Source organism: Geminocystis sp. (assembly GCF_041753295.1).
Taxonomy (GTDB): domain Bacteria; phylum Cyanobacteriota; class Cyanobacteriia; order Cyanobacteriales; family Cyanobacteriaceae; genus Geminocystis.
This window is the reverse complement of record NZ_JBGSUU010000106.1, coordinates 13,166-30,989: the sequence shown is the minus strand read 5'-3', so window position 1 is coordinate 30,989 and position 17,824 is coordinate 13,166. Positions and strand designations below refer to the sequence as shown.

Genomic DNA, 17,824 nt, shown 5'->3' with positions numbered 1-17,824 from the left:
TTTATGACGAAATCTTAAAGTTTTTTCTCTTAGTGATTGTGATGATTTTCGTTTTTTTCATCATTGTCATTATCGTCGTCTTTTTCTTTATCTTCAGAATGTTTATCATCATTACTTTTTATTCCTTTAACTTCTTGCTTGTCATTAGAAAAAGAATAACTTTCTTGACTGAATACAGGAAAAGTAGTGACAGTTAAATTAAAAATAATCCCACTCAAAAACAAAACACTTATGAATAATTTATTGGTAATTTTCATTGATTTAATTTCTTTTTTTACTAGCGAATAATTATAATGTTAACTATCAATAGTAAATATCTGGTAAAGAAATAATCTCAATGCAAAATTAAGTAGATTTATCAATCTTTAGTTATAAACTGATTAAAAATAGTGGCAATTAATGTTATAATGAGAGATTGTCTAAATAGTTCGTTTTTAAAACTTGAATTTAATTCTCGAGATTAACAAGATTTACGCAAAGAAGTTAATTCAGCCTCTCTAAAAGATTAAGAGGTAGTGCGTCAGTTATAGTTAATAAATTAAAGGCGATATTGACAATTTTTGATGCTTTACAGATATAATATTACCCATGAAAACCAGTTGGATTAATCGTGCTGATCGTTTAAGTGCCTTACCTCCCTATGTTTTTGCTCGTTTAGATGAATTGAAAGTTAAAGCCACAGAGCAAGGTTTAGATTTAATTGATTTAGGTATGGGCAACCCTGATGGTGCAACCCCTCAACCTATTATCGAAGCGGCAAAAGAGGCTCTAAATATCACTAAATATCATGGTTATCCACCTTTTGAAGGTACAGCAGATTTTCGTCAAGCGATCGCCAATTGGTATCAAAGACGTTATCAAGTTGACTTAAGTGCCGATAGTGAAACGTTACCATTACTCGGCTCAAAAGAAGGCTTATGTCATTTAGCATTGGCTTATATTAATCAAGGAGATACGGTTATTGTACCAAGTCCATCTTACCCTGCTCATTATCGAGGTCCAGCTATTGCAGGAGCGGACATTTATGCACCCATATTAACGGCAGAAGAAGATTGGGTGTTAAATTTAAGTAAAATTCCTGAAGATGTAGCTCAAAGAGCAAAAATACTTTATTTTAATTATCCGAATAATCCCACCAGTGCCACTGCACCCCGTAGCTTTTTTGAAGAAGTGGTATCATGGGCGAAGCATTATCAAATTATGTTAGTTCATGATTTAGCCTACGCCGAATTAGCTTTTGAAGGTTATAAACCCACGAGCTTATTACAAATTAAAGGAGCAAAAGATATTAGTGTAGAATTTCATACTCTCTCTAAAACTTATAATATGGCTGGTTGGCGTGTGGGTTTTGTTGTAGGGAATACCGATATTATTCAAGGTTTACGCACTCTCAAAACTAACCTTGACTATGGTATTTTCAGTGTCATTCAAGCCGCAGCGCAAACAGCTTTACAATTACCAGATACTTACATTTATGAGGTACAACAAAGGTATCAAAAACGTCGAGATTTTGTCATAGAAGGTTTAACTAAGTTAGGCTGGAATATGAAACCTTCTAAAGCCACTATGTATTTATGGGTACAAGTTCCTCGTAATTCCAATTCCACAGATTTCGCCCTTAATGTTTTGCAAAATACGGGGGTTGTCGTAACTCCGGGTAACGCTTTTGGCGAGGGAGGTGAGGGTTATGTGCGACTTAGCTTAATAGGTGATTGCCAACGATTAGGAGAAGCCTTACAACGGTGGGAAAATGCAGGAATACGTTATTAAATATCCTCATGAATCATGATAAAAGTTAGAAAGGAAACGGGGAGATAGAAAGGAAACGGGGAGATAAAAAGGAAACGGGGAGTTAGGAAGAATATTGAATAGTGTGTATAACTGAGATCTTGCACTAGATCAAAAATACTTAATAAGCAAAAGTAAAAAAATCAATTTTAGTATAGTTTGAGTCAATTTTAATCCCTTTGCCCTTTGCCCTTTGCCCTTTGCCCTTTGCCCTTTGCCCCTTGCCCAACCTTCACCAGTTAATAGGGTGCAAGATCTGAGTATAAACTCATTATTTAAAACCTGACACCCGAAACCTGATACCTGTAACCTATTCTTAATGTTACTAGAAATAATATATCAATTTACCAAGGCTAATTTTTCTAGTAATAAATCTATATTAAAATGTTCTTCTATCAAATTTTGGACACATTCTACCTTAATAGTTTCGTGTAGTCTTACCCTGCCAAAAGCCCCATCGATAATTTCTACAGAAGTTAAGGTATCAAAATCTACGGTTAAAATCGGTATTTCTAAGTCTTCAGCCCTTGCTAAAATTAATTGTTGTGGCGGAGTATGACCTGTTAAAATTAAGCAGTTTGTAGAGCTTTCTAAGGCGGCTAATTGTAAATCTGTGCGATCGCTTCCTGTTACGACAGCCATATTTTGCCGTTGACGGAAATATTCTAAAGCGGAGTTGACATTCATTGCACCGACGGTAAGACTTTCTACCATTAAGTCTAAACGATCTTCACGACATAAAACTTTAGCTTTTAATTGAGAAACCAATTCACGGACACTTACGCTTTGTAATAATCTATCCGTAGGTAACATTCCTAAAATATCGATATTTTGAGACTTGAAAAAAGGTTTAATGGTATTTTCTAAAACGTCTAATTGTTCATGAGGAATACTATTAATTAAAACACCTAAAAGACGATTTCCTAGAGATTTCTTAGCTGCTAAAATTTGGTCAATAATCAATAAAGGTTCATATTTTACCACTAATAATACAGAAGCGTCTATTTTTTGTGCAATTTCTTCTGCCGAAAGATTAAATAAATTTCCTTGAGTTAAATTTCCTGCACCTTCTAAAAGAATTAAATCTGCTTCAATAGACTCACAATATTCTAATAATTGATCTTCATAATTATTTTCTTTGCCAAGATATTCAAGAATAGTTTTTTCGTTGAGTAATAGTAAAGGAGATTTTACTTGAGATGGTGACAAATTTAAAGTTTGAGTAATAAATTGTAAGTCTTGTTCATCTCTTAAAGTATCACAAGAGTTAAAACAAGTGCCGATAGGTTTACCGTAACCAAGTTTAATGTTTTTCTTTTGAAGTTGATGGGCAATGCCTAAAATTGTAGCTGATTTTCCTGTATATGGTTCACTAGAAGCGATTAACAAATATTTACTTGACATAATAATTACTGATAATATTTTTTTGAAGAAAGACTAAATTACTACAAGACTCCTTTAGAGCTTGGTATTTCATGAATACGACGAGAATCGATTTCTACAGCCATGCGCATAGCTCTAGCAAAGGCTTTAAAAGTAGCTTCGATGATATGATGAGAGTTGATACCGTCTAGTTGACGAATATGTAAAGTAATTTGACTATGATTAACTAAAGCCACAAAAAACTCTCTCACTAATTGAGTATCATAATTACCAACTCTTTGGGTAGGTATTTCTAAACCATAGCTTAAATGTGGACGACCTGAAAAATCAAGGGCAACTTGAATTAAAGCTTCGTCTAAGGGAGCGACAAAATGTCCAAAACGATGAATCCCTTGACGATTACCCACAGCTTGAGCGATGGCTTTTCCTAGGGTAATCGCTACATCTTCATTAGTATGATGATCATCTATTTCGATGTCTCCAATGCCTTGAATATCTAAGTCAAATAAACCATGGGAGCAAAGTTGATGTAACATATGATCGAGAAAAGGAATGCCAGTGTTAACATTACATTTTCCTTCTCCATCAAGGTTAACTTCTACTTTAATGTCTGTTTCTTTAGTAGTGCGACTGACAGAAGCAACACGACTTTGATGAGAGATAAATTCTAAATTATTAGTAATAACTGACATTATTTAATTTAAGTTTTAGTCCGATTTAAAAAATAAAAATATTAAATATAATTATGATCACTTTTTTTCCTAAAGAAAAGATAACTTATAAATTAATTAATTGTTAATTGTTAATTGTTGATGATTAATTAATAGTAGCCATGTTCTGGTTGCATTTGGGGCATAGCTAGTTCAAAATTAGAAGGATCTCTTAAAAAACGAAAAGCCTCTTCTTCTAGGCGATGGATTAAGTAACCTTCTATGACGTTAGTAAGACGAAGACAAGTTAGATACCCTTCCATGTATATTCTTAACTCTTCATAGCGACTACCTCTTTGCCATAAATCCACCATTCCGTCAGTTAATTTTTGATAGTATCGAATAACAAAGGGATCTGTTAGCATAATTTTTCTTGTTATCTGTTGATATTAATATTGACAGTTATGAAATACGATGCTTTCATTTTCTTATTCTAGCTTAATTACCCGGAAAGCCAACATACCAAAAATATGTAATCATTGGTATTAAAGTCGCTAATGCTACCAAAACGATCATCCAAATAGTGGCGCTACGATCATTAGTTTCTTCGGCGGTGGCAAAAGTTCCATCTATAGCTAATTCTTTAACTTCAGGAGGCCCTGGATCTTCTTTTCCTGATAAAACGGCAATCATACGATTACTTACGTCTATTAGAGCCTGATTATATTGTAAATTTTTGAGGGGAATAACGGCGGTTTCTTTAAGTAAACTTTCACTGATGTCAGGAGTTAAAAAAGTACTAGATTCTTCACCACTACGAATAGCAGTACGATTAGTTAAAGTATCTAAAACTAATAATGTTTGGTTATTTTGTTCTTCAGGAGTAGGATACCAAGACGTAAAAATATCATCAGTTAAAGAATCGATAGTTTGATCATAATCAAGACGATTAATAACTACCATGCGAGTTTCATTGCCTGTTTTTTGAGCTAAAAGTCCTAATTCATCACTCAATTGTGATTCTGTTGCTTTACTAATTACTTCTGCATTGTCAATAACCCAAACATTTTCACCAGCATTAACTATTGGTAAATCATAGACTCCTGTGGCGGCGGCATTATTAACATTTACATTTAGTAATAAAACTAATGAAAGAAAAAAAGTACTAATAATGGCGTTTATTTTCTTCATAAAATTATTTTTCCTTATGGTCACATTTTAAATATTCTTTTAATTATCTCATGTTATTCTGAGAATTGATCTTAAAAATAACGGAAGATTATTAACATATATTATCTGTGGAAAGTAAGATTTTTTTTACAGTACTAAAGAACTAAATTAGTTTAGTTTTAAAATTAATTTTTATTTTTTGGAAATCAAATTTGAGTTAAACCAATGTATGGCGTTGGCGATCGCTGTATCAATATCAGTTTGAGGTAATCCTAACTCTTCAATGGCTTTAGTGGAATTATAATACATAAATTGAGCCGACATTTTTACTCCTTCCACTGCTATAGAAGGGGATTTACCGAATTTTGTCAAGATATATTCATCAATCATCCCAATAGTTAAAGGAATCCATAGAGGTAATTGAATTTTTGGAGATGGTTTACCGCTAATGGAGGCTAATTTTAGAAGAAACTGTTGTAAAGTTAAATTTTGATTTCCTAATATATAACGGTGTCCAGTTTTACCTTTTTCTAAAGCTAAAAGATGTCCTTTTGCTACGTCTTGAACATCAATAAAATTTAAACCAGTATTAACAAAACCGGGCATATTTCCTGTTAAAAATCTGACAATAATTTCTCCTGTAGGAGTGGGTTTTAAATCATAAGCACCGATGGGAGTGGTAGGATTTACAATAACAATATCTTGACCATTTTTGACGGCTAAATGAGCTTCTTGTTCAGCATAATATTTTGATTTTTTATAATTACCAATTAAATTTTTTACGGAGGATTGATAAGTTTCATCAGCTAAAATACCATCTTTTCTAACACCAATAGCAGCCACAGAACTTGTATAAACTGTACGTTTAATACCAGCTTTTTTTGCACATTGTAAAATATTTCTCGTACCTAAAACATTACTTTGATATAGTAAATCTTTATCTTTTAACCACAGAGAATAATGAGCACCAACATGAAATAAATAATCACAATCAGCCATATTTTGAGCTAAATTTTCATCATTTAAACTTCCTTCTAATAATTCTACATTTAAGTTTTTTAGATTAGTTAAATCAGCATTTTTTCTAACTAAAACTTTGACTTGATATTCTTGAGACAATAATAATCTAACTAAATTTGCACCCACAAAACCAGTTGCACCTGTGACAAAAACTTTTTCTTTCATTAACTATAAAAGCTCTATATTTATTGTAAAAAACTATCAAAAATAGGGTATATTTTACGCCATTAGATAATTTTAATCAGAGAAAATTGATTCAATAGACACCTTAAATATATAATAATTTAAAGAAAAGCAACTATAAATTGGTTAGTACATATATTCTGTCTGTTTCTCTATGCTCTTACTTTAATAAATAAGTAGTTTCCATTGCACACTATGGTTCATTATCGAGCATTCCGACAAGCCTTAATAGCGGTATCTTCGCTGATCTTGGTGCGAGCGCCATATTTACCGTTGACGTAGAGTAAACTTTTCATGCAATTAGCGATCGCCTCACCCGATCCTCCCGTATCTGATGTTCCCCCATTGGGAATGACAATGATGGAATTGGGAGAAGAATTATTTGGAGAGACTTGGGGCGAAGCAGGACAGCCAAAGGCATTGCATTTTTCTCCCATAGGCGGTTTAGGACAACCAAAGGCATTACATTCAGCGGCACTTGATTCAGAACACCCAAAAGCATTACAACCAGCATAAGCTATTTTAGGGGCAATACTGAGACTAGAGGCTAAAAAGAGGATAATACCGAATCCTTTTAAAGGGGTAATGGGGAGAAAAGAGTTGGCCATGGCATTTTTTTTGAGTATGTGAATAAATAGGAAGAAAGTGATTGCGTCTTTGGTTAAATGCCCTTTAATATTAGCATCAAGTATGGTAAAAATCCGATGCTAAATAGACAAAGTTTAAAAAAGGAATTTTAAGATAGTTCCAATCAGTTATTACCCATAAGCTAATAAGTATTAGTGTTTACTTTAACCAGTAAATTTGATGATTGGTGAAGGATGTAATTGTAGTTTTTTCTCATTAAAATTTTTCGCCGATGCCAAAATGAATACGATTATCTCCCTCATTATTGATAGCATAATCAATACGAATAGGGCCAACGGGAGATTGAACTCTAACCCCTAATCCATAACCAAAGCCATCACCGCTTAAGCCTCTGACTTCAGAAGGTTTACCGATAACGGCACTTCCCGAACCTAGAGTTGTCCCATAGTCAAAAAACAGAGTACCCGCCAAGAAGGAAACAATGGGGAAACGATATTCTGCCGTAGCTTGAAAGAAAGATCTACCGTTACCTAAATCCCCTTCACCATAACCCCTGACAGAATTACTACCACCGATAACAAAGGCTTCATAGGGGGGTAAATCACCTAAAACAGTTCCTCCTTGAAAGTTAAAAGCAAGAGTTTGAGGACCTTTAACAAAATCAAAATTAATTAATTTCAAAGGTAGATAATAACTATAACTAGCACGAACACGATTAAACAAAATCGAAGTCAAAGGAAGACTTTGTTCCATGCCGAGTAATAATAAACTACCACTGTTGGGACGTAAACCATTATCTCTGGTGTCTTGGGAGGCATTAAATCTAACGGTGAATATATCATCAATACCACTGTTATTAAATGCTAATTTTTGATTACCAAAGGCTTGTCCAGAACGAGGAGAAAGATTACTATCAGAATCCTGCACTTCTATGTGTTGATATTGAAAACCTGTGGTTAGAACCCAATCAGCTTTAGAGAAAGCATCTTCAGCTAAAGGACGAGATAAGGTAAAACCAGCACCAGTACGCACTACCCTTGGACTATCATTATTTCTTTCTGTACGAATAGTCTCTGTATCCGTACCATCATAAACTAGAGAAATAGATCTTCGACGAAAAATATTACCCGTGTAAGAAGTACGATAAGGATCTCCACCAATCCAAGGATCTTGAAAACTAACATCAAATAATAATTCTCTTTCTCCTAATTGAAATTCTAAACCTACGGTTTGATTATTACCGCCTAAATTTCTTTCTTGATAGCTAACTGTACCAAATAAACCGCTAGTGGAACTAATACCAGCCCCTGCGGCTAAAGATCCTGTATTATTTTCTACTACATCAACGTTCATGATAACTTGAGAAGGATCATCTCCGGGTGCAAAAGATAGTTTAACATCTTCAAAAAGACCTAAACCAAATACTCTTTGTAAATCTTCTTGGGCAGTACGACGGTTAAAAATATCTCCCGGTTTTAGCTGTATTTCTCTGGTAACAATAAATTCTCTCGTCTTACCTTTAACTTCTTCTTGCTCACTGTTAAAGTATCGCACTTGAATATTTTGTAATTGTCCTTCGGCGATAATGAGAGTTACAACACCATCAGGACTGATTTGTGGCGCACCAACGACTTGAGCCAAATCATAACCATTATCGGTGTACCATTTATTTATTTCTGTGATTCCTTCTTGTAAATCTCTTAAATTAAGAATTTTTCCGTATTGCTCTTCAAAGGCTTTTTTAAGTACTTCTGGAGGTAAAGGAGATTTTTTAGTGGTACTTTTTTCTGGGAGAGTTTGAATTTCTACTTGTTGTAGGATGGGATTAGGCACAACAGCAAAAGTAATTTTTACCCCTAGTTGGGTATCTTCTGGCGTTACTTTAACATTACTAAAATAACCAGTGGCATAAATAGCGTTAATGTCTTCTTGTAATCTTGATCTGGTGGTTGTACGCCCTGGATTTGTTCTAATGGTATTATAAACTAGGTCTTTGAGTTCACCTTCTACCCCTGTAATAGATACTTCTGACACTAAAACACGAGCTTCTTCGCTAGGGGTTTCTGTGGCAGGAGGAGTTTGGGGAGGTGTAACGGGGGTTTCTGTGACAGGAGGAGTCTGGGGGGAGGTGACAGGGGTTTCTGTTTGAGCGATTAAATCAGATGGAGTTGATACTGAAGCGTTTTCTGGGTTGACAGAGACTGGAATAGGAATAGAGTCAGTTTCTGATTTGGCAAATTTCTCTTGTGCAATCCCATAGTGTGACGTTGGCATCGTCTTATTTTCATTTTCAGGGGGAGTGACAGGAATAGCAATAGAAGCTGTAACAACATCCGAAGATTGAGAGAGAACATTAGTTTGTGCGAAAGCCTTTAAAGGAAAGGAGAAACCAAGAGTTGATAACAGTATCAAGAGTAAAGTTTTCTGCCACTGAGATTTATTTTCGACTAACATAATTTTATCAATGTCAGTATTAAAACTAATAAGTCTTTTGTTCCCTTTTTGAGTGTCAAAAGCTAATATCACAGCAGAATTACTTTGATTAGCTGTTAAAGAATGATCTTGAGTTTTGTTTTTTTTCACTGCCACACACCAAATTTTAATTAATTGCAATAATTCTTTCTAAATATACTAGGTATTTTTCAGTTTTTCAATTTGAGTTAAAACTCTTTTTTGTACTTGCTGATATGCTGATTCAACTTTACCTAAATCTCGACGAAAGCGATCTTTGTCTAAGACTCTTTTTTCTATATCTTGTTCCAAGTTATCCCATAAACGGCAAGTATCAGGACTAATTTCATCAGCTAATAGTAAATTCCCCTCAAAATCTAACCCAAATTCAAGTTTAAAATCGACTAAAGTAATATCACAACTACCAAAGAATTCTATCAAATATTGATTGATTTTTAAGGCGTTATCTTTTAACTGGTTAATTTGCTCAACAGTAGCTATATTCATGATATTAAGACGATCAACGGTTAAAAGAGGATCTCCTAAATCATCATTTTTGAGATAAAATTCCACTAAAGGAAAAGGTAATTTTTGTCCTTCAAGTAATGTTGTTTGTTTACATAAACTTCCTGCGGCAATATTTCTCACCACTACTTCTAACGGGATTATTTGCACAGCTTTAACTAACATTTCTCTTTCTGACTTTTGAGCCAAAAAATGAGTTTTAATGCCCTTAGAGCCTAAATAATTGAGCAATGCTGAAGAAATTGTACAGTTAATCTCCCCTTTCCCCATGATTGTGCCTTTTTTGAGTGCATTAAATGCCGTAGCATCATCTTTAAAATAGGTTAAATATTCCTGTAAATTTTCCGTAGCATAAACAATTTTAGCTTTACCTTCGTACAGTTTAGAGGGTGTTGACATAATCGCAAACCATTACATAGAAAAAATATTCACATATCACCATATCATAACCCGTCAGTATTTAGGAGATAGGAAATAGGAGATAGGAGTTAGGAGATAGGAGTTAGGAGTTAGGAGATAGAAAGGAAACAGGGAGTTTAGAAGAAATACTCATAGTTGACATCTCCAATATTTAGTTTTCCTCTGTTAACTTTTCAATCCTTATTCCACCCTGAGAAAAGAAGTTTAATTACATAGATTTGATAGTTTTTAAGGCTTCATCCACATGGGCTTTAAAATCTAACATAGAATTAAAAATATGACGGACAATACCATTTTTATCGATTATATAGGTAACTCTACCGGGTAAGATAAAAAGAGTTGCTGGTACATCAAATAATTTTCTGACTTGGTTTTGAGTGTCGCTTAATAAAATAAAAGGTAGTTTATATTTACTGGCAAATTGTTGATGAGAAGTCACAGAATCGCTACTAATACCGATAACTTCTGCTCCTGCTTCTTGAAATACGTCATAGCTATCTCGAAAAGCACAAGATTCGGCGGTACATCCGGGGGTATCATCTTTAGGATAGAAATAAATTACTACGGCTTTTTTTCCTAGGAAGTCGCTTAAACTAACGTTTTCTCCTGTTGCTGAGGGTAAAGTAAAATCTGGTGTGCGATCGCCTACTTGTAAACTTGTCATAATATAAAAAAAGAATAAAATAGTTTACTGTTAATTGTATCTAAAGTATGATGAGAAAGAAATAAATATATCCCATTCATTGAGTTTTCTCGAAAAATAAATTTCATGAGTTTTACATTTGCGTCTTTTTATCGTTTTTTAGTATTAGATAACCTAAAAGATTTACAAACTAAATTTTTAAATTGGTGTAATGAAAGTCAAATAAAAGGTACAATATTAATTGCCAAAGAAGGGATTAATGCTAATATTGTTGGAGAAAAAAAAGAGCTAGATAAAGTAATTAATAATATCAAAAAAGAGCTTAATTATGAATCATTAGAAATTAAATTCTGTGAAGTAGAAAAGATGCCTTTTAAGAGAATGAAAGTTAAAATAAAACGAGAAATCATCACTTTTGGCATTGATGAAGCTAATCCTAATATACAAGTTGGTACTTATATTAAACCTAAAGATTGGAATAATTTAATATCTAATCCTGAAGTAAAAGTCGTCGATACTCGCAATGAATATGAATATGAAATCGGCACTTTTAAAAATGCACAAAATCCCCATATTGATTCTTTTACACAGTTTAATGATTATATAAATAATAACTTAAATCCAGAAAAAGATGAAAAAGTAGCATTATTTTGTACTGGTGGTATTCGATGCGAAAAAGTTACGGCTTTGATGTTAAGTAAAGGTTTTAAAGAAGTTTATCACCTTGAAGGAGGAATCCTGAAATATTTAGAGGAAATCCCTCCACAAGAAAGTTTATGGCAAGGAGAATGTTTTGTTTTTGATGAGAGGATAACAGTTAAACATGGTTTGGAAAAAGGTAGTTATCAATTATCTGACTTGGGTTAATTTTAGTAACTTTAGTAACTTATTTATTAAATTAATCGAGGGAGAAATCAATTCTTAATAGTTTTTTATCAATTATTAATGATTTATGCCTGAGAATCATAAGATTATTGAAATCAACTATTTAGACACACTACATTAACCAAAAAAGGTGCAGTTTTGAGGATTTTTATTCATGGAGTTAACACTTTTGACCTTATTTTTATTAAATATAACTATAATCATTGTATAGGTAACACAAAATTTTAATTTTTCAGTATTTCTCCTCTTTCCTCTTTCCTCTTTCCTCTTTTCTCTCTCCTAACTCCTTTCTCCTAACTCCCAACTTAAAGCCTAAATTATATTAGCGTCAACGATGGGAAAGAAAACGTCTAAAAAATCGCCTAACTTTTTCCAACAACGTAAATTATGATTATCGGAAGAAGATAAATTTGGTGGAGGAAGATTAGGCAAAATTTGTTGATGTATAAAATAATAATAGGTTTCTTGAGCTTTATCTAACCAAAGATTTAATCTTAATTGTTTACCTATTTTGATTAACTTATCTATCAATTGAATATCTGCTTCTAAGGTATCAACTCTTTGTGAAGATAAAATTTGTTGAAGACAAGATAAAATTAGATTTTCAAGGGTTTTTTTACCTTTTGGTATCTCTAACTTACATCTTAAATAATCCGCTTCATTAGCAATAGTTTCTAAATCAGTTAAATAAGAATCTAAAATATCTAAGCTAGGATGATTAGTATTAATAGTCTCAATGACTTTTAGACAACGATAAGAAATGGCAACTTCTGCTGCTACTTGCAACTCTTGAGGAATTGGCACTTCATCCCGTTGAAAAGCAAGTAAAATACTATAATTATCTCGATATACTTGAGTATAAAGTTGATCAAGCCTTTTTTTCGTAGTAGTAGTTAATTTTTGCATAATAGATAATCTTTCTTCAGCGAAAAGATGTTTTAAATCAAAGGATTTATTACCAAATAAACGACTCATAGTTAAAATTAAATCTACAATACTGGTTTGTTTTAACATCAAAAACAATTCTTCTTTCATTTGGCTATAAGCTAGACGACTAGAAAAAGGTTGAATACAACAATGAAAATCCCATCCTCCCAAGTGTAAAACCGCAAAAATAAAATGTCCTCTTTCCCAAGTTATATTAGATGTTAAGCATACTTGTCCTATAGTCAAAGTCAAAGAACCTATTTGTTGTTTTTGATAATCTAATTGTTGAGTAGAGTAACAATAGATAGTTTCTTCGTCTTGATAATTATTATATAAAGAACTGAGCGCATAATGAGCGGTTACTTGTTCTAAATTTACTTTCGAGGGTATTACTCCTTGACGATAAACTCCTTCACCGTTAGCATATTCTTTAACGTTACTTGGTGCATCAGCTAAACGAGTAATAAATTCTTTCTCTAATTGTACTCCAGTAATTTCTCCTACTAACTCCATGGCATGGGAAGCATAACGTAATATCTGTGTACCTTCAGGGCGAGAAATTTCTTCAAAAAACCAACCACAACTGGTAAACATTAATAAAGAGTTTTTTTGGATTTCTAATAATCGTAAAGCGTCAATTTCTTCAGCAGATGATAATTGATGAATACTATGGATGTTTAAAAATTGTTTAACATTGTCAGGATTACGATCTAAAATAACTTTTATATATTCATCTCTGGCTAACCAAGGATTTTTAAAGTAGTTATAGCCAACATCTTCGTAAACTTTGGTTAATTCATCTCGTAACCAATTTAAAGTTTCTCGTAAAGGTTTACGCCATTTTTGATGATATTCACCGCCGCCACCACAACCACAATCATCTTTCCATCTTTCCACACCGTGATAACAACTCCAAGCGGTAACGGGTTTTAATACTACTTCCCATTCTGGAGTAACAATACTAAGATAATGCGCATAGTTGGTAACAGTCCACCCTTTTTGAGGAAATTCTTGAGTAAAAGCATAGGCAAGACATTTTTCTGTGTCTTTTTTATGATGCCCAAAGGTTTCACCATCGGTAGCCACCGAAATAATTTGTGATTGTCTATTATCTCCTCTTACGGCTGATTTTAGGCGAGAATAAAAATGATTACTACTTAATAAAACATCTCCAAAACCCATATCTCCAGAAATAGGGCCATCATAGAAGAAAATATCAATATAATCCTTTTTATTAACATAACATCGATAGGGACGAGTGGGATCAATTTGTCCTCCCCCTACTTCCTGCCATTGCTGATTATCTCCCATTTGCCGACACTTTTTAGCTTGAGTTGGTGCGAGAATAATAAACTTAATTCCTTCGGCAATTAATACTTCTAAAGTGGGATAATCTACCGCCGTTTCTGCTAACCACATTCCTTCTGGTTGTCTGCCAAAACGATGATAAAAATCCGCTTTTCCCCATCTTACTTGGGTATATTTATCTTTTTCGTTGGCAAGTGGCAAGATAATATGATTATACACTTGAGCGATGGCATTACCGTGACCATTTAATTTTTGACAACTAATTTTATCCGCTTCAATAATTTTATGATAGACTTCAAGATCATATTTTTCTAACCATGACATTAAAGTAGCACCAATATTAAAACTCATATACTCATAATTATTGACAATGCCGACAATATCACCAGAATTGTTGAAAATACGAGCAAAGGCATTATTACGATAACATTCATAAAAAATACGTTCATTCCAATCATGAAAAGGATGTGCGCTAGGCTGTCTTTCGATGACGTTAAGATAAGGATTTTCCCTAGGAGGTTGATAAAAGTGTCCGTGTACTGTAACATAAACGCCTTCTGCTTGATGTAGAGGAGAGTTTTCTGGAATTAAAAGATTATCGGTTAAGTTATCGATGGTAGCAGTAGTCATGGACAAAAAATAAAATGTTTCTTTTACTATTTAACCTTAATTTTCTGATGGTAATTAATTTTCTTGTTAAATATCTGGATTCTATAACTATTGGGAGTTATTTTCATTCTCTATTTCTCGACAATTGTTTTGTTTATAATAAGTGATAATGTAATCACTAAAATCCCCTTGAGTTATGATTGATAAACTTTTTGGCAAAAAAAAAGATTCTCCTTATACTATTCGTTGGCATGAAAAAATAGCAGAAATTCCTCAATCATCATGGGATGTTATGGCTTTACCCCTTTCTACTCCTTTCTTAGAATGGGAGTGGTTAAATAACCTTGAAACTTCTGGTAGTGTTAATCCTCGCACAGGTTGGCAACCTTGCCATCTAACTGTTTGGCATGAACATAATTTAATTGCGGCTGCGCCATTATATATAAAAGGCCATAGTTACGGTGAATTTGTCTTTGATCATCAATGGGCTGATTTAGCTTATCGTTTAAATATTGAATACTATCCTAAATTATTGGGTATGACTCCTTTTACTCCTGCGGTAGGTTATCGTTTCTTAATCGCTGAAGGAGAAGACGAATTAAAAATTACAGAAATAATGGTTAATGCTATTGATAATTTTTGTTTTAAGAATAAACTTTCAGGTTGTAACTTTTTGTTTGTAGATCCTCAATGGCAGTCAGTAATTTCTCAATTTGGTTTTACGGCTTGGATGCATCACAGTTATATTTGGAGTGATAATAACTTTAATAATTTTGATGATTATTTACAGATATTTAACTCTAATCAAAGAAAGAATATTAAAAGAGAAAGAAAAGCAGTTGAAAAAGCAGGATTAATTACTAAAAATTTAGTTGGTGATGATATTCCCCATTATTTATATCCCTATATTTATAAGTTTTATAGTAACACTTGTGATAAATTTTATTGGGGAAGTAAATATCTAAAAAAACAATTTTTTGAGCAACTTTATCCTAATTATAAACATAGGTTAATGTTAGTTACCGCCTATAGGGAAAATGATGAAAATACTCCTGTGGGAATGTCTTTTTGTATTCGTAAAGGAGAGAATTTATATGGTAGATACTGGGGGAGTTTAGCAGAATTTGACTGTTTACATTTCGAGACTTGTTACTATAAACCGATAGAATGGGGAATAACTCAAGGTATTAAAATGTATGACCCCGGTGCTGGGGGGACACACAAACGTCGTCGAGGTTTTCCAGCTACTTCTAACTATAGTATGCACCGTTTTTATCATCCTAGAATGAATAATATTTTAAATCAATATATTAATGAAATTAATTTTAGTGCTGAAGAAGAAATAAAGGCAATAAATGAAGATTTACCCTTTACTAAGAAAGATATTAATTTAATTGTTTAAGTGTTTTTAAAAGCGGTAAGACTAATAATAGTTTATTCTAACTATAAATTTCATTCTAATACTTTTATTGATGAGCTGTTTTGAGATAAAATTTTAGTTAAATCTATTCCAATAGTTAACAAGTTTACCTATTATAATTTATCTAATTTTTTATCGATAGTAAAGGATTTTAATTTTTGAAAACATTGTGAATAATCATTCAACGGTTGAAAATTATCCAAAGAAAATTCAGGAGAAATAATCCCTATATTATCCCTAGATATTTCCTCATCATTAATCGGTAAAATATTTTTTGATTCTTGGTTTTGGCATTCCTGACTAAAAATATCTTTTAACTCTTTATCTTCTTCTAAAAAAAAATTAGTTTCAGGTTTAATTAAACGACAAAATTCATAGTTAAAACTTTGATTAATCCCTCCTTTTTTTAACCATAAATTCAAAATTTGTTCCACAGAAACAGCTTTTAATCTTCCTTGATAAATAGCTTCTGTTATCCCTAAAGGTAGCCAATTATGAGGATAAATTTTAGTCCATTTTACAATTAATTCTCTAATATTATAACTACCTAAATCAAAGCTATAATATTTAATTAAAATAATAGTCTGTCGAATATGATTTAAACTCTCATTCACTGCTTTTTTTCAAGAGAAATACTTAGATAATATTTATTTTATCGGAATAAGTAAAAAAATACCTATTTATAAATATTTTTTGACTTTACCTTTACTATTATCAGCTATTATTTAACCTTGACTAACTTTAAATTTTTGTTTAATAATTATCTCATGTCTCGACCTGTTTTATATTTAGCTATCACAAATCATGGATTTGGTCATGCAGTACGAATGGCTACTATTGCAAATCAAGTTCAAAAATTAAACCCCGATATTCTATTAATATTAGTAACTACTGCACCTCGATGGTTGTTAGAATCTTATATTGAGGGAGATTTTATTTATCGTTATCGCGCTTTTGATGTGGGAGTTATTCAATCTGATAGTTTGACGATGGATTTAGCCGCAACTTTGGCGAAAATGAAAGAATATCGTCTTCGGGAAAAGGAAATCGTAGCAACAGAAGTAGAATTTATTAATATTAATGAAGTTAGCTTAATTTTAGCTGATATTCCTGCTATTATCGCAACTATTGCCGAAAAAGCTGGTATTCCTTGTTGGATGATGAGTAATTTTGGTTGGGATTTTATTTATCGCGCTTGGGGTGACGAATTTACAGAAATTGCTGATTGGTTAACCCGTCGTTATCAAAAATGTCACCGTCTTTTTCGTTTACCTTTAGCAGAAGAAATGGCTAGTTTTCCTCTGATAGAAAATATGGGTTTAACTGGTGGTATTCCTCGTTATTCTGAAGCTAAATTGCGAGAGAAATTTAACCTTTTTACCGAAAAAGAAAAAACTATTTTATTAACTTTTGGTGGCTTGGGAATAGAGGCAATTCCCTATGAAAATTTAAGTCGTTTTCCTCATTATCAGTTTATTACTTTTGCTACAAATGCACCAGATTTACCTAATTTATTTAAAGTTACTGATAAATGTGATCGTCCTGTAGATTTTATGCCCATATGTGGTAGAGTAATGTCTAAACCAGGTTTTAGTACTTTCGCTGAAAGTATGCGCCTAGAGATTCCTTTAATTAGTGTGACAAGAGAAGGTTTTGCCGAAGCAGAAATTTTGTTACAGGGTTTAAAAGATTATAGTTATCATAATATTGTTAATTATCAAGAATTTTTTGAAGGTAATTGGGATTTTTTGAATCAAGAATTATTACCCCCTCAAAGTAATGATAAAATAGCTAAAAATGGCACAGAAATAATTGCAAAAGAAGTTGTTAATTTTTTTGATAAGTAAATTTTGT

16 protein-coding genes are annotated in these 17,824 nt (G+C 32.6%); 4 read left to right on the top strand and 12 right to left on the bottom strand.

The window, feature by feature from the left end:
* Window positions 1–29: 29 nt before the first annotated feature.
* Entirely contained in the window at window positions 30–218 is a 189-nt protein-coding gene (locus ACEW8E_RS12580) for a hypothetical protein (RefSeq protein WP_373480694.1), read from the bottom strand.
* A 370-nt stretch (window positions 219–588) separates the two neighbouring features.
* Between ACEW8E_RS12580 and ACEW8E_RS12575 the strand changes: the two genes are divergently transcribed.
* Complete coding sequence (locus ACEW8E_RS12575; protein WP_373480693.1) at window positions 589–1,770, top strand: aspartate aminotransferase; 1,182 nt, start codon at window positions 589–591, stop codon at window positions 1,768–1,770.
* Between the two features lie 357 nt (window positions 1,771–2,127).
* Here ACEW8E_RS12575 and ACEW8E_RS12570 read toward each other — a convergent pair whose 3' ends face one another.
* The 9 genes from ACEW8E_RS12570 to ACEW8E_RS12530 form a co-directional block, all read right to left on the bottom strand.
* Window positions 2,128–3,192, bottom strand: coding sequence for a phosphotransacetylase family protein (locus tag ACEW8E_RS12570; RefSeq protein ID WP_373480692.1), 1,065 nt, complete (start codon window positions 3,190–3,192; stop codon window positions 2,128–2,130).
* 41 nt (window positions 3,193–3,233) lie between these two features.
* Window positions 3,234–3,863, bottom strand: a complete 630-nt coding sequence (hisB, locus tag ACEW8E_RS12565) for an imidazoleglycerol-phosphate dehydratase HisB (protein WP_373480691.1) — start codon at window positions 3,861–3,863, stop codon at window positions 3,234–3,236.
* Window positions 3,864–3,991: 128 nt separating this feature from the next.
* Entirely contained in the window at window positions 3,992–4,246 is a 255-nt protein-coding gene (locus ACEW8E_RS12560) for a DUF6761 family protein (RefSeq protein WP_373480690.1), read from the bottom strand.
* 73 nt (window positions 4,247–4,319) lie between these two features.
* Window positions 4,320–5,012: a photosystem II repair protein Psb32 gene (psb32, locus tag ACEW8E_RS12555; protein ID WP_373480689.1), complete on the bottom strand. Its 693-nt coding sequence runs from the start codon at window positions 5,010–5,012 to the stop codon at window positions 4,320–4,322.
* Between the two features lie 171 nt (window positions 5,013–5,183).
* Window positions 5,184–6,176: a hopanoid-associated sugar epimerase gene (gene hpnA / locus ACEW8E_RS12550; protein ID WP_373480688.1), complete on the bottom strand. Its 993-nt coding sequence runs from the start codon at window positions 6,174–6,176 to the stop codon at window positions 5,184–5,186.
* A 221-nt stretch (window positions 6,177–6,397) separates the two neighbouring features.
* Window positions 6,398–6,802, bottom strand: coding sequence for a hypothetical protein (locus tag ACEW8E_RS12545; RefSeq protein ID WP_373480687.1), 405 nt, complete (start codon window positions 6,800–6,802; stop codon window positions 6,398–6,400).
* A gap of 235 nt (window positions 6,803–7,037) precedes the next feature.
* Window positions 7,038–9,371 (bottom strand): BamA/TamA family outer membrane protein, encoded by a 2,334-nt coding sequence (locus ACEW8E_RS12540; protein WP_373480782.1) that lies wholly within the window; start codon window positions 9,369–9,371, stop codon window positions 7,038–7,040.
* A 42-nt stretch (window positions 9,372–9,413) separates the two neighbouring features.
* A complete protein-coding gene (purC, locus tag ACEW8E_RS12535) occupies window positions 9,414–10,157 on the bottom strand; it encodes a phosphoribosylaminoimidazolesuccinocarboxamide synthase (protein WP_373480686.1) in 744 nt (247 codons plus the stop codon).
* A gap of 229 nt (window positions 10,158–10,386) precedes the next feature.
* The gene (locus ACEW8E_RS12530) at window positions 10,387–10,842 is read right to left on the bottom strand and encodes a peroxiredoxin (RefSeq protein ID WP_373480685.1); all 456 of its coding nucleotides are present in this window, start codon (window positions 10,840–10,842) and stop codon (window positions 10,387–10,389) included.
* A gap of 105 nt (window positions 10,843–10,947) precedes the next feature.
* Between ACEW8E_RS12530 and ACEW8E_RS12525 the strand changes: the two genes are divergently transcribed.
* Window positions 10,948–11,688 (top strand): rhodanese-related sulfurtransferase, encoded by a 741-nt coding sequence (locus ACEW8E_RS12525; protein ID WP_373480684.1) that lies wholly within the window; start codon window positions 10,948–10,950, stop codon window positions 11,686–11,688.
* Window positions 11,689–12,018: 330 nt separating this feature from the next.
* Here ACEW8E_RS12525 and ACEW8E_RS12520 read toward each other — a convergent pair whose 3' ends face one another.
* Window positions 12,019–14,571, bottom strand: a complete 2,553-nt coding sequence (locus ACEW8E_RS12520; RefSeq protein ID WP_373480683.1) for a DUF3536 domain-containing protein — start codon at window positions 14,569–14,571, stop codon at window positions 12,019–12,021.
* A 175-nt stretch (window positions 14,572–14,746) separates the two neighbouring features.
* Here ACEW8E_RS12520 and ACEW8E_RS12515 point away from each other — a divergent pair, with 175 nt between their 5' ends.
* A complete protein-coding gene (locus tag ACEW8E_RS12515; RefSeq protein ID WP_373480682.1) occupies window positions 14,747–15,952 on the top strand; it encodes a GNAT family N-acetyltransferase in 1,206 nt (401 codons plus the stop codon).
* A gap of 131 nt (window positions 15,953–16,083) precedes the next feature.
* Here ACEW8E_RS12515 and ACEW8E_RS12510 read toward each other — a convergent pair whose 3' ends face one another.
* Window positions 16,084–16,584, bottom strand: coding sequence for a hypothetical protein (locus ACEW8E_RS12510; RefSeq protein ID WP_373480681.1), 501 nt, complete (start codon window positions 16,582–16,584; stop codon window positions 16,084–16,086).
* Between the two features lie 153 nt (window positions 16,585–16,737).
* Between ACEW8E_RS12510 and ACEW8E_RS12505 the strand changes: the two genes are divergently transcribed.
* Complete coding sequence (locus ACEW8E_RS12505; RefSeq protein WP_373480680.1) at window positions 16,738–17,817, top strand: glycosyl transferase; 1,080 nt, start codon at window positions 16,738–16,740, stop codon at window positions 17,815–17,817.
* Window positions 17,818–17,824 lie beyond the last annotated feature (7 nt).